The organism is Rhodanobacter sp. G1 (genome assembly GCF_055397855.1).
This window is the reverse complement of the sequence record NZ_AP039674.1, coordinates 438737-452184: the sequence shown is the minus strand read 5'-3', so window position 1 is coordinate 452184 and position 13448 is coordinate 438737. Positions and strand designations below refer to the sequence as shown.

The 13448-nt window shown below is 69.1% G+C and carries 11 protein-coding genes; 1 reads left to right on the top strand and 10 read right to left on the bottom strand.

Features of this window, described 5'->3' with window-relative positions:
- The first annotated feature begins 137 nt into the window (after positions 1-137).
- The gene (locus ACZ5Z2_RS01805; protein WP_464760272.1) at positions 138-2090 is read left to right on the top strand and encodes an ATP-binding cassette domain-containing protein; all 1953 of its coding nucleotides are present in this window, start codon (positions 138-140) and stop codon (positions 2088-2090) included.
- A gap of 15 nt (positions 2091-2105) precedes the next feature.
- Here the strand turns inward: ACZ5Z2_RS01805 and ACZ5Z2_RS01800 are convergent, their stop codons facing one another.
- The 10 genes from ACZ5Z2_RS01800 to ACZ5Z2_RS01755 all read right to left on the bottom strand — a co-directional run bounded on the left by ACZ5Z2_RS01800 (position 2106) and on the right by ACZ5Z2_RS01755 (position 13347).
- Positions 2106-2600, bottom strand: a complete 495-nt coding sequence (locus ACZ5Z2_RS01800; protein WP_464760271.1) for a TA system VapC family ribonuclease toxin — start codon at positions 2598-2600, stop codon at positions 2106-2108.
- Positions 2597-2827 carry a hypothetical protein gene (locus ACZ5Z2_RS01795; RefSeq protein WP_464760270.1) on the bottom strand — a complete coding sequence of 77 codons (231 nt, stop codon included), beginning with the start codon at positions 2825-2827 and terminating at the stop codon, positions 2597-2599. Before ACZ5Z2_RS01795 ends, ACZ5Z2_RS01800 begins: the two co-directional genes overlap by 4 nt.
- A gap of 85 nt (positions 2828-2912) precedes the next feature.
- A complete protein-coding gene (locus tag ACZ5Z2_RS01790; RefSeq protein WP_464760269.1) occupies positions 2913-4244 on the bottom strand; it encodes a sensor histidine kinase in 1332 nt (443 codons plus the stop codon).
- Positions 4234-5601, bottom strand: coding sequence for a sigma-54-dependent transcriptional regulator (locus tag ACZ5Z2_RS01785; RefSeq protein ID WP_464760268.1), 1368 nt, complete (start codon positions 5599-5601; stop codon positions 4234-4236). Before ACZ5Z2_RS01785 ends, ACZ5Z2_RS01790 begins: the two co-directional genes overlap by 11 nt.
- Before the next feature lie 60 nt (positions 5602-5661).
- Positions 5662-5955, bottom strand: coding sequence for a type II toxin-antitoxin system RelE/ParE family toxin (locus tag ACZ5Z2_RS01780; RefSeq protein ID WP_464760267.1), 294 nt, complete (start codon positions 5953-5955; stop codon positions 5662-5664).
- Entirely contained in the window at positions 5943-6215 is a 273-nt protein-coding gene (locus tag ACZ5Z2_RS01775; protein WP_464760266.1) for a CopG family ribbon-helix-helix protein, read from the bottom strand. Before ACZ5Z2_RS01775 ends, ACZ5Z2_RS01780 begins: the two co-directional genes overlap by 13 nt.
- 76 nt (positions 6216-6291) lie before the next feature.
- The gene (locus tag ACZ5Z2_RS01770) at positions 6292-8715 is read right to left on the bottom strand and encodes an ADOP family duplicated permease (protein ID WP_464760265.1); all 2424 of its coding nucleotides are present in this window, start codon (positions 8713-8715) and stop codon (positions 6292-6294) included.
- Position 8716: 1 nt separating this feature from the next.
- The gene (locus tag ACZ5Z2_RS01765) at positions 8717-11173 is read right to left on the bottom strand and encodes an ABC transporter permease (protein ID WP_464760264.1); all 2457 of its coding nucleotides are present in this window, start codon (positions 11171-11173) and stop codon (positions 8717-8719) included.
- A complete protein-coding gene (locus ACZ5Z2_RS01760) occupies positions 11170-11934 on the bottom strand; it encodes an ABC transporter ATP-binding protein (RefSeq protein ID WP_464760263.1) in 765 nt (254 codons plus the stop codon). The genes ACZ5Z2_RS01765 and ACZ5Z2_RS01760 overlap by 4 nt, the downstream gene beginning before the upstream one ends.
- 159 nt (positions 11935-12093) lie before the next feature.
- Entirely contained in the window at positions 12094-13347 is a 1254-nt protein-coding gene (locus tag ACZ5Z2_RS01755; RefSeq protein WP_464760262.1) for an efflux RND transporter periplasmic adaptor subunit, read from the bottom strand.
- Positions 13348-13448 lie beyond the last annotated feature (101 nt).

Sequence of the window (13448 nt, the reverse complement as noted above, 5' to 3'; positions counted from 1 at the left end):
CATATCGCAAGGCCGCGTTAAATTCCATAGGCAAGACTTGAAATAATTTCGTTAAATATATGTTCCGCAAGGGATTGTTAAGGCATCTCCGCCAGCGTATGCGACCAGGCCAGGTAGCCGCCCGCTAGAATGGGTGGATGTCCCTGATCCAATTGCAGCGCGTCGACTTCAGCATCGGCGGCCCCCTCCTGCTCGAACAGGTCGATCTGTCGATCGACCGCAACGAGCGCGTGTGCATCGTCGGCCGCAACGGCGAAGGCAAATCCACCCTGATGAAGCTGATCGCCGGCGAGCTGAAAGCCGACGACGGCGAGGTGCGCGTGCAGAACGGCGTCGTGATCGCGCGCATGGCGCAGGAGGTGCCGCACGGCACCGCCGGCAGCGTGTTCGACGTGGTGGCGCAGGGGCTCGGCGACCTCGGCCGGCTGCTGGCGCGCTACCACCACCTGCTGCACGAAGGCGATCTCGATGCGCTGGGCGACGTGCAGCATGAGATCGAGGCCCGCCACGGCTGGGATCTCGACCGCCGCGTCACCGAAGTGCTGACCCGCCTGGAATTGCCCGCCGACACCGACTTCGCCGCGCTCTCCGGCGGCATGAAGCGCCGCGTGCTGCTGGCGCAGGCGCTGGTGAAGAAACCCGACGTGCTGCTGCTGGACGAGCCCACCAACCATCTCGACATCGAGGCGATCGGCTGGCTGGAAGGCTTTTTGAAATCCTTCGACGGCAGTCTGATCTTCGTCACCCACGACCGCAGCTTCCTGCAGGCGCTGGCCACGCGCATCGTGGAGATCGACCGCGGATCGCTCACCGACTGGCCGGGCGACTACGCCAACTACCTGCGCCGCCGCGAGGAGCGCCTGCACGCCGAAGCGCAGGCCAACGCGCTGTTCGACAAGAAGCTTGCGCAGGAAGAAGTATGGATACGCCAGGGCATCAAGGCCCGCCGCACGCGCAACGAAGGCCGCGTGCGCGCGCTGAAGGCCTTGCGCGCGGAACGCGCCGAGCGCCGCGAGCTGGGTGGCAACGTGAAGATGACCGCAGCCAACGCACAGGCTTCCGGCAAGAAAGTGATCGACCTGGAACACGTGCACCAGGCCTACGGCGGTCGCGTGCTGATCGACGATCTCACCACCACGGTGATGCGCGGCGACCGCATCGGCATCGTCGGCCCCAACGGCGCCGGCAAGAGCACCCTGCTCAAGATCATGCTGGGCGAACTGAAGCCCCAGCGCGGCAGTGCCACGCTGGGCACCGGCATCCAGGTCGCCTACTTCGACCAGCACCGGCTGCAACTCGACGACACGCAGAACGCGCTGGACAACGTGGCCGAAGGCCGCGAGTACATCGAACTCAACGGCCAGCGCAAACACATCATCGGCTACCTGCAGGACTTCCTGTTCTCGCCCGAACGCGCGCGCGCGCCGATCACCCGGCTGTCCGGCGGCGAGCGCAACCGCCTGCTGCTGGCCAAGCTGTTCGCGCAGCCGTCGAACCTGCTGGTGATGGACGAACCCACCAACGACCTCGACGTGGAAACGCTGGAACTGCTGGAGGAACTGCTCACCGACTACCAGGGCACCCTGCTGCTGGTCTCGCACGACCGCGCCTTCCTCGACAACGTGGTGTCCAGCACGCTGGTGCTGGAGGGCGACGGCAAGGTGGGCGAATACGTGGGCGGCTACAGCGATTGGCTGCGGCAAAGGCCGGCTTTTGCTCGTCATCCCGGCGAAGACCGGACAAGCGCAGAGCGCGCAGAACGCCCGCAGGGCGGCCCCGAAGGGGCGAGCGAAGCAAGTCATCCAGCTGCGGCAACGCCAGCCCAAGCTGAATCGCTACCGGATTCCGGCCTGCGCCGGAATGACGGCCAGAAGCGCAAGCTCAGCTACAAGGATCAGCGCGAACTGGAACAACTGCCCACGCGCATCGAGCAGCTCGAAGCCGACATCGGCGCGCGTGGCGAGGCAATGAACGAGCCGGCCTTCTTCCAACAGGACAGCGCCGCCATCGTCAAAGCGAACGAGGCGCTGGCGAAGCTGCAATTGGAACTGGAAAACGCCTACGCGCGCTGGGCGGAACTGGACGGCTGAACGCGCCGCGCGCGTTCACGCGATCACGTAGCGGGCGGCCTCGCCGCCCTTCACCGCACTGGTGACCAGGCGCTTGTCGAAGGTCGCAAGCCGGCCGCCTTGCTGCACGGCCAGCGCCAGTAGCCACGTATCGGTGACCTGGCCGGAAGCCAGCAGCCGCTCGCGGTCGATCAGCGGCGAATCCAGCAGGCTGAGATCGCCCGGCCAGAACACGTGGCCGGGCTGGCGGCACAGATCCGCCAGCAACTCCGCCGCGACGGCCGCCGAGGCCACCGCGTTGCCGTAGCGCGGATGCGACATGATGCGCAGCGCACCGTTCTGGGTGAGGCAGCAACTGGCCCACGACGCGCCGGCGGTGGCGAACCACTCGTGCGCCAGCGCGTGATGCGCATGCGTGGGATCGAGCAACGCGAGCACCACGTTGACGTCCAGCAGCCACGTCGTCGTACCCGACGACGGCCACGGCGGGCTCGCGTCGCGCACGGCCGTACCGCGCGGCTTGCGGCTCACGGCGCCTCGTCCCGCAGTTCGTTGATCTCTTCCAGCGTCATCGGGCGCGCATCCGGGCGCACCGGCATCAGGCGGATACCATTGCGGTATTGCGGCGCGTTCGCCACCGGCGCCAGGCCCTTGCGCGCCAGCTCCGAAACCACCTCGCCCAGCGTGCGGCCTTGCCGCTCGGCCAGCGCGCGCGCGGCGGACAGCACGTCTTCATCCAGTTGCAGGGTGGTACGCATGGCGGGACTCCCGGCGGCCAGGGCGCGCCGCTCGCACCTAGCATCACGCATCACGCATCACCGGTCAAGGGCGTCGGCGGCACACCTACGACAACGGCAACCACAGGCGGGCCAGCGCGCCGCCCGCATCCTCGCGGGCCAGCAGGCTGACGCCGCCCGCGTGCGCCTCGGCAATCTGCCGTACCAGCGCGAGGCCGATGCCGGAGCCGCCCGGCTTGGTGGTGAAGAACGGCACGAACAGGTTGTCGCTGGGCGGCGGGCCCGGGCCATCGTCTTCCACTTCGATCACCGCGCGTTCGCCGTCGCGGCGCCAGCGCAGGCGCACGCCGCCATCCGGCAACGCCGCTTCCACCGCGTTGCGCACGAGGTTGATCAGCGCCTGCTCGAGCTGGTCGGGATCGGCCTGCACGGACAGCGGCTCGCCTGGCTCGACCGCGACCGCCAACCGCTGCTCCAGCCTCGCCACCTTGATCACCAGCGCGGGCAAGTTCACTGCGCGCGGCTGCGGCGGCGGCAGGCGCGCCAGCCTGCTGTAGCTGGAGAGAAAGCGCCCCAGCGCCTCGGCGCGATGGCCGATCAGCTCCAGGCCGCCACGAAAATCCTCGCGCCAGTCGTCGGGCAGCGGATCGCGTGCCGCCAGCATGGCCAGCGTGCCGGCCATCGACTGGATCGGCGCCAGCGAGTTGTTGACCTCGTGGCCCAGCACGCGCAACAGGCGCTGCCACGCCGCGCGCTCCTCCTCGCGCAGTACGCGGCCCACGTCGTTGACCACCAGCAACTGGCCGCCGCGTCCACCGCTGCGTAGCGCCGCGTGGCGAATCTCGAAGCGCCCGCTACGCCCCGGGAACACGTGCGTGAGCAAGCGCGCAGCCGGCCCTTCCAGCAGCGCGGCAAGACCGAGTTCCGCGGCGCTCAGGCCGAACAGGCGATGGCGCTCGGCATTCAGCAGGCGTTGCGCCGCCGGGTTGAGCAGGCGCAGCTTGCGCTGTTCGTCGAACACGAACACCGCACTGTCCAGCGCCGCCAGCGTCTTGCCCAGCAGGTAGGAGGATTCCTCGAACTCCAGTCGCTCGCGCTGCAGCCGCTCGGCCAGCGCGTTGATGTCGTAGATCGCATCGCCCAGCACACCGCCCTGCACGCCGCGCAGGCTGTAGTCGCCCTGGCGCAGGGCTTCCAGCAGGCCCGACAGCGTGTACAGCGGGAACACCACGCGGCGGTATTGCCAGCGCGCCAGCAACAGCGTGGCGGCCACGGCGATGGCGAGACATGTCCAGCGCAACGACGCATCCCATGGCGCCACAACGAGCGCGAGCGACGCCAGCAGACCCGGCGCCGCCACCAGCAGGCTGCCGAGCAGCACGCGCCGCTCGAAGCGCGGCATGCGGCCGGCGCGCCGCGCGGAAGATTCAGCCGGCATCGCCGGCCGCGTCGCGCAGGTCGTGCTTCTCCAGCCGGCGATACAGCGACTGGCGGGTGATGCCCAGCGCGTCGGCGGCGCGTTGCAGGTTGCCGTCGAAGCGTTCCACCGCGCGCTGCACCAGATGGGCTTCGGCCTGTTCCAGCGTCATGCCGTCGAGATCGGCAACGGGTTGCGCGGCGGACTCGCCGAACGCCAGCGCCGCCGCGCTCACCTCGTCGTGCTCGGCGAGCAGCGCGGCGCGCTCCATCAGGTGCTGCAACTCGCGCACGTTGCCGGGCCAACGCCACGCCATGAGCGCGCGCTCGGCCGAAGGCGCCAGCCGCAGCCCGTCGCGGCCGTAGCGCCGCGCGTTGCGCGCGAGGAAGGCGCGCGCCAGCGGCAGGATGTCCTCCGCGCGTTCGCGCAGCGGCGGCAGGCGCACTTCCAGCGTGTTGAGCCGGTACAGCAGGTCGCGGCGAAAGCGGCCCTCGGCCACCTCCAGCGCAAGGTCGGCATTGGTGGCCGACACCAGCCGCACGTCGGTCTTCTGCGTGCGCGAGGAACCCAGCCGCTCGAACTCGCCGTCTTCCAGCACCCGCAGCAGCTTCGGCTGCTGCGCCGCCGGCACGTTGCCCACTTCGTCGAGAAACAGCGTGCCGCCGTCGGCCAGCTCGAAGCGGCCGATGCGCTCGCTCTTGGCGTCGGTGTAGGCGCCGCGCACGTGGCCGAACATCTCCGACTCGAACACGCTCTCGGCGATGCCGCCCATGTTCACCTTGACCAGCGAGCGCGACGCGCGCGGCGAGCGCTGGTGCAGCAGCTGCGCGACCACGCCCTTGCCGGTGCCGTTCTCGCCCAGCACCAGCACGTTGGCGTCGCTGGATGCGACACGCTCCACCAGCGCCAGCACGCGGCGCATCGCCGGCGACTCGGCGACGAACTCCTCGCCCGCCTCGCCGCGCAGCAATGCGTTCTCCGCCTCCAGCCGGCGCTGCCGGCGCGCGCCTTCGGACAGTGCCATCTGCGCGCGCAGCACGCTGACCAGGCGCGCGTTGTCCCACGGCTTCTCGATGAAGTCGGCGGCGCCGCGGCGCATCGCCTCCACCGTGAGCGGCACGTTGCCCCAGGCCGTCATCGTCACCACCGGCAGATCGGGCGCAAGCTGGCGCAGGCGCTCCAGCAGATGCAGTCCTTCCTCGCCCGAGGTGGTGTCCCGCGAGTAGTTGCAGTCGATCAGCGCACAGGCGAACTCGCGCTTGCGCACGGCCTCCAGCGCCGCCGCCGGATCGGCCACGCCCACACTGGCAATGCCCTCGGCCTTCAGCAGCAGGCGCAGCGCCTCGCGCACGTCGGCCTGGTCGTCAGCGATCAGCACGACGGCTTTCCCATCAGAAATCATGCTTCGGTGCTCATCGCGCATACGAGGCGGTGCTTCTCAATACCCGGCTTCTTTCTGGTGACGGAACGCCAGTACGTACACGGCATCTTCGTCAGGCACGTGGCGGTAAAGGGCCACGTAGCCCGAGTCGCCGAACGCGATCACGAGTTCGCGCAGTTCCGGCGGATCGGGCAAGGGCCGTCCCATGCCTGGCATCGATTCCAGCAGCAGGAACTGCTGCGCGATGGCCTGCGCCGCACGCCGTGATGCTTCTGGCGCCTTGCCCGCCAGGAAGGATCGACAGCGCTCCAGCCCGGCCACCGCCGCCGCCGTGACGATTACCTGTGGCACTCGGGCGCTTCCTTCTCGTCGCCCGTGCCCCAGGTGTCCAGCCATGCACGCGCTTCCTGGCCAGTCAGGTGCCGCCCGGTTTCCCGATAGGCCTGCCACGAAGCCAGCGCCTCCTGCCTGAAACTCTCGCGCGCTTCCTCGCGCTCGACGTACTGCTGGATGGCCTCGCGCATGATCCAGTGCGCCGAGCGCTGGCGCAGTCCGGCCAAGTGCTGGATGCGCTCCTTCAGATCGTCGTCGATCTTTACCGAAGCTGCCATGGCTCACTCCAAGTATAAAAAGGTATTACCTTGGCATACCGTAACCATCTGGCGACCGCTTGTCCACATCGGCGCCTCACTCATAACGCAACGCGACGGCCGGATCGACGCGCAGCGCGCGCAGCAGCGGCACCAGCGCGGCAAACGCGGAGACGCCCAGCACCAGCAACAGCACGGGCACGAACACCGCTGGATCGTGGGCGCGGGTGCGCATATTGGGGTCGGCCAGCAGCTTCGACCACGGCCAAGCCAGCACGAAGCCCGCCAGCAGGCCGATGCCGAGCTGCCACGCCAGTTGCCGCGCCACGGTGCGCACGATGGCGCCGTGGCTTGCGCCAATGGCACGGCGGATGCCCAGTTCGCGCGTGCGCTGCGCTACCGCGAACGCCAGCACGCCGTACAGGCCCGCCGCCGCCAGCAGCAGCGCCACCAGGCCTAGCGCGCTGAACACGTCGGTCATCACCACCATGCCCGCGCGAATGACGGCCATGTCCCCGGCCTGTGTCCAGGACGCAGAGGGCGGATAGATGGCAGCCTGCGGATCGACGCCATGCACGGCATCGGCGAGGCGCGACACGAAGGCATCGGCATCCGCATGCACGCGCACATTCAGTCCCACGTCCTGCAGGGGACTCATGGTGGCCGACTGATCCAGCGGCATCAGCAGGCTCGGCCGCGCACGTTCCAGCATGCTGTTGAGTTGCAGCGTCTCGACCACGCCCGCCACCGTCACCGTGCGCGCCCACGCGTTGCCGGGATAGAGCACCAGCTTGCGGCCCAGGGCATCCTCGTGCGGCCACATCGCGGCGGCCATCCGAGCGTCGATCACCACCACCGGCGTGCTGGCTGCGGTATCGCGCGCGTCGAAGAAACGACCCTCCAGCAACTTCACGCCGAAGGTGCCGGGGAAATGCGCATCCACGATGCCCATCTGCACGCGCGGCCAACCTGTGTCCGGCTGTGGCTGCCCCGGCAGCGAGACGTCCTCGTGGCTGCCGAGGAAGGCGCCCGGCACCGTGTTCGCGGCCGAGGCATCGACCACGCCCGGTTCCTGCCGCAAGCGCGCCACCACGCTGTCGAAGAAACGGATGCGCTGCGCATCGTTCGCATACGCCTGTGCCGGCAGGGAGACGTTGGCGGTCAGCACCTGCGCGGCGTGCGCGGCGCCCACCACCGGCTGCGACAACAAGGCGTCCAATGCGCGCACGAAGGTGCCCGCGCCCACCAGCAGCACCACGGTGAGCGCTACCTCCGCCACCACCAGCCACTTCGCCACCCGTGCGAAACCGCCGCCCGTGCCCTTGCCGCCATCGCGCAAGGCGTCCTGCAAGTCGGGGCACGACGCGCGCCATGCGGGGATGCCGCCGGTCAGCAAGGTGCTGAGCAGGGCCACCAGCGCGCCGAAGCCGATCACCCAGGCGTCGATGCCATGCGCGTTCGGCACCGTGTCCGGGTGACTGGCGATCCAGACCACATCCAGCCAGCGGTCGCCGGCGTGGGCGATCAGGAAAGCCAACGCCAGCGCCGCCGCCGACAACAGCACGCTCTCCACCAGCGCACCGAACACCAGCCGCATACGACTGCCGCCCAGCGCGCTGCGCAGCGCCAGCTCTTGCCGCCGTCGCAGGATCTGCACCAATTGCAGGTTGGCCACGTTGATGCACGCCAGCAGCAGCACCAGCACGCCGGCGCCGAACATCAGCCAGATCCAGTGGCGGAAATCCAGCGGCGAGAACGCCACCGACAGCGGGTAGATCGTCAAGCGGTTCATGTGCTGCCCCGAGGGCATGGACATCACCCGCTGCAAGCGATCGGCCCAGGCATCCAGCTCCGCCCGCGCTTGATCGAGGTGCACGCCCGGCGCCAGTCGCGCGGCCACGTCGACACCTCCATGCGCGTTGGGCACAAGGCGCAGCGGCAACCAGGCCGCCGCCGTGCCGCTGGGGAAATGAAAGCTGGCCGGCAGGACGCCCACCACGGTGACCCACTGCGCATTCACCTGCACGGTGCGTCCCACGATATGCGGGTCGGCGCCAAAGGCATGCCGCCACAGCGGCTCGCCCAGCAGCATCACCCGCGGCGCGCCGGGCGCATCGTCGGCCGGCTCGAAACCACGGCCCAGCAAGGGCTTGATGCCAAGCACGTCCATCATCGAAGCCGTCAGCAAACCACCGCCGTAATGCACGGCGCCATGCCCGCTGTCGAGATTGAGGTTGGTTCCCGCATACGCCCCCATTGCATCCACGCCGCGCAACTTGCCCTGCAATGCGAGGTACTGCGCGCGATCCATCCCGCCGATGCCGTTGTTCGTCGGCTCGCCCACCGCCACCAGCCGTGCGGCCTGCGGAAACGCCATCGGCTGCAGGATCACCGAATTGACCACGGTGAACAGGAACAGCATCACCCCCAGCCCCACGCCCAGCACCGCCACCGACAACAACGCATAACCCGGCCGACGCATCAGCCGGCGCCATGCCTCGCGGAATTCACGCACGATCATTTCACTCTCCCCTCAAGACACGCATCGGCGCCACGCGTGCCGCGCGCAACGCCGGCAACAGGCAGGCCAGCACGCCGGCACCCGCCAGTACCGCGCAGGCGGCGAGCACGACCCAGGGATCGAACACGCTGCGCCCCAACTGCACCACCACCGCGCGCAGCACGCCTGACCCTGCCGCGCCCAGCACCACGCCCGCCGCGAGGCCCAGCACGATCTGCAGCAGTCCTCCACGCAACACCAGCAGCAACAGGCGACGCGGCGACGCACCCAGCGCGGCGCGCACGCCGAACTCGCGCTCGCGCGCGGCCACCGCCACCGCCATCACCGCGTACATGCCCACGCCGGCCAGCAGCAGCGCCAGGCCGCCGAACAGGCCCACCAGCATCAGGTTGAATTCCGTGTCGGTGGTGATGTCGTGCACCACCCACGCCATGCTGCGCACGTTGTCGATCGGCTGGTCGGGCGCCACTTCGGCCACCGCCTGCTTCACCGCATTGCGATAACCATCAGGGCTGCCCTGCACCTTGATGGCGAAACGCAGCGGTTCGTAGGTGCGGAATACGCTCCATACGTCCTCCGGCATCTGCGCCAGCGGCAGGTAGAGGATGGGTGTTGCCGCATCCGGATCTTCCGGGCCGAACTGCCAGGTGCTGGCCACTACGCCCACGATGCGCGCCGAGAGCATGCCCACGCCCGAGCCGCGCTGGATGATCTGGCCCAGCGCATGGCCGTGGTAATGCTGGTCGGCGAATTTCTGGTTGACGATGGCCACCGCCTCGCCGCCCCGCGCATCAGTATCGGCGAACAGGCGGCCTTGTAGCAGACGTATGCCGAATGCCCCGAAGAAACCCGGATCCGCGGCATGGAGTTGCGCGTTGAATTCCTCGCCGCCTGGCACGTGCAGTTCGCCCATTGCCCATTGGCCGATGAAATCTCCCGCCGGCAGGTTGGTGCCCGCTGCGGCCTGGCGCACGCCCGGAATCTGGCGCAGGCGTTCGACCAGCCGCCGCGAGAGCACACTCGCCGAAACCGCATCGGGATAGGTCGCCTTGACCGGCGCCAATTCGAAGGTGAGTACGCCGCGCGCGTCGAAACCCAAGTCCGTCTTCGCGTTGTCGAGCAAGGTGCGCAGGAACACGCCAGCCGCACATAGCAGCAGCGAGGCCAGCGCCACCTGGGCAATCACCAACACGCGGCCCAGCAGGCCGCTACGCCGACCGAAACCGCTGCGGCCGCCTTCGCGCAGGCTGTCCATCGACAGCGCGGCATGCCCCCGCCACAGACCCAGCGCCGTGGCGACCAGCGCGCCGAACAAGCCCACCGCGACGGCCAGCACCCATGCCGGCCAGCCGAGGCTCAGGCCGCCCGGACGCGTCCACTCCACCGCCATCCAGCCGACCGGCATCCACGCGCGCAAGGCCGCCAAGCCCGACACCGCCAATGCCTGCCCGAGCAACACGCCAAGCAGACCGACCAATGCGCCTTCCGCCATCGAAGGCAGTGCCACGCGCCATGACGAAGCACCAAGCGCGCCGCGCACGGAAGCGTCGTGGCTGCGCCCCATCGCGCGCAGCATCATCAGGTTGGTGAGGTTGACCAGCGCGATCAGCAACAGCAGCGCGGCGCTGGCCAGCCACATCAGCGAGGTCGCACGCTGATCGTGGTGTTCTGCGGCACCGAGATCCTGCGCACCGAAGTGCGAGCGAAGCCAGTAGCCGCTGCCGTACACCTTGTGGCCTTGCGCGACATAGAAGGCATGCAAGCGCGTGTCCACTTCCGCCGCCAATGCGTGGCGCGCAACACCCGGCGCCAATCGCGCCGCGACCATGAAGTCGAGCGAATCATTGGACGTGTTCGCGCGGAACGCCGCAGGCAGCGCAATCGATGCCTCACCCAGATCGAAACCCGCCGGCAATACGCCGACGATGCTGTGCGCCAGGCCCTCTACCTGCAGTGTCTTGCCAACCACCGCTGGATCGCCGCCGAAGCGGCGCAGCCAGAAGCCGTGGTAAAGAAGCACGGCCGGCGGCCCACCCGGCCGATCTTCCTGCGCACTGAAGTTGCGCCCAAGCATGGGCCGCACCTGCAATGAGGGAAGCAGGCCGCGGTCGAATGTCTGCGCCTGCACTTGCACCGGCTCGCCATAGCCGGCGATGTTCGTGGCCGTGGTCTCGCTCTTGAAAATGCCCAGCGAGGCGACGCCCGGCAAGCCGGCCAACTGCTGGTATTGCTGCGGCGACATGCCGCTCACGATGCCCTGTTCGAGACGCCCAAGCGCCACGAGCCGATGCGGCTCCGGATAAGGCAAAGGCCGCAGCAGCACGCCGTCGATCATGGTGAACACGGCGCTGGCCGAACCCACGCCCAGCGCCAGCACGCTGGCGGCCAGCAGCAGGAAGCCGGGGCGACGCAGGCTGGCGCGCCAGGTTCGCCAGGCCTCGGCAAGCCAGACGTTCACGCGCCCGCCTCGATGCGCTGGCCGATCAGCGCGTCGAGGCGCGACTCGTCTTCGGTGCGCAGGCGATGGAAGGTTTCCTCGTCCACCACGCGGCCGTCGAACAGGCGGATCTTGCGCTGCGCGAGTTCGGCGTAGCGCGCATCGTGGGTGACCATGCAGATGGTGGCGCCGCCCTTGTGCAGTTCGTCGAGCAGGGCCATCACCACCTCGCCGTTGCGCGAGTCGAGGTTGCCGGTGGGTTCGTCGGCGAGCAGGAGCGCGGGCCTGCCGACCAGTGCGCGCGCCACCGCCACGCGCTGCTGCTGGCCGCCGGAAAGCTGCGCGGGATAGTGGCGCATGCGGTGCGCCATGCCGATGCGCTCCAGCGCCTCCTGCACGCGGGCGCGGCGCTCGGCGGCGTCGATGCCGCCGCGGTAGGTGAGCGGCAGCTCCACGTTCTCCTGCACGGTAAGGTCGCCGATCAGGTTGAACGCCTGGAAGATGAAGCCGATCTCGGCGTTGCGGATGCGCGCGCGCTGCGCGGCGTTGAGTCCGGCGACGTCGTGGCCGTTCAGCACGTAGCTGCCGGCGCTGGCGGTGTCGAGCAGGCCGAGGATGGACAGCAGGGTGGTCTTGCCGCAGCCGGAAGGGCCGGAGATGGAGACGTATTCGCCACGGCGCACTTCCAGGTGCACGTCGCTGAGCGCGTGGGTTTCCACTTCGTCGGTCTGGAATACCTTGCGGAGGTCGGCGAGGGTGATGACGTTGGCGGGGTTGGTCATGGGTCTGTCCACTTCTTGAGGCTTTAGGTTTCCCTTCTCCCTCTGGGAGAAGGTGGCCCGGAGGGCCGGATGAGGGTTCGGATGGGATACGGCGCTCATCTTCGCCCGTACCCTCACCCCAGCCCCTCTCCCAAAGGGAGAGGGGTTCGATTTGACGGCTCACTTCAACTTGATGCGGTCGTACTTGTCCCACTGGCTGACGTCGGAAAGGATCACGCGATCGCCGGCCTTGAGGCCGCGCAGCACCTGCACGCGATCCACCGAGGCCGCGCCGATGCGCACCGGCACGCGCGTGGCGGTATCGCCGCCGGGGTCGAGGCGGAACAGGCTGAGGTCGGCGTCGGCCTGGGCCAAGGCGGGCCTGCCCACGGAAAGCACGTCGTGCAGCTGCGCGATCAGGATGCGGCCGTCCACGGAAAGGTCGGGCCGCGCGCCGGGCGGCAGCTTGCCGGTGAGCACCACGTCCACCTGTACGCTGCCATTGCGCACGGCCGGGTCGATGCGCTCCACCTTGCCGTCGACCAGGCCGTTGTGGGTGTCCACGCTCACCGGCATGCCGATCGCCACGTCCTTGGCCTGCACCTCGGGCACCTGCAGGCGCGCGATCAGCACGTCGGGCACCGCCACGCGCGCGAGGTTGGCTCCGGCGGCCACCTGCGCGCCTTCCTGCACCGCCACTTCCTGCAGCACGCCGGCGATGCCGGCCTTCACCTGCAAGGCATCGGCCTGGCGCTGGCGCAGCTGCAGGTTGCTCTGCTGCTGCATCAGCGCGGCCTGCACCGCGTCGAGCTGCGCCTTCATGCTGGCGGCGAACGCGGCCACGCGCTGCTGCTCGATGTCCATGCGCTCGTGCAGCTGCTTCAGCGCGATCTGGCCCTGCTCGTACTGCACGCGGGGGATCAGGTGCTGCCGTATCGCGACGGTGTCGGTGTCGGCCTTGACCTTGGCCGAGGCGTAGTCGGACTGCGCCTGCGCGTACGCGGAACGCTGGTCGAGCAGTTGCGATTCGAGTTCCGCGCGCTTGGCCGCGACGTTGGCCTGCGCCGCGGCCACCTGCGCCTGCGCGTTGCGCAGCGCGTCCTCGGTCTGCGGATCGCCGAGCTGCATCAGCACGGTGTCCGGCCGCACCGGCGTGCCCTGCCAGACGAGGATCTTCTCCACCTGCGCCGGCGTGGCGGCGGCCAGCCAGCGGATCTCGCGCGGCACCAGGGTGCCGGTGGCGCGCACCTCGCGCAGCATGTCGCCCTGCTGCACGGCGTCGATCCACAGGCTGCCGCGATCCGCCACCGGCAGCGCCGGGCCCAGCCGCCACACCAGCACCGCCAGCGCGGCCACGGCCAGCGCGCCGCCGCCGATCATCAGGCGCAGGCGGCGGCGCTTGCGGATGCCATACAAGGGGTTTGCGATATCCATGCACGGTGCATGGCAAGCGGCGTGCCAGTCATGGCCCGCGCGGAAAACCCTTGCGCATCAAGGCCGGGGGCCGCAGCGGCGCGAATGGCACGACACCGCAG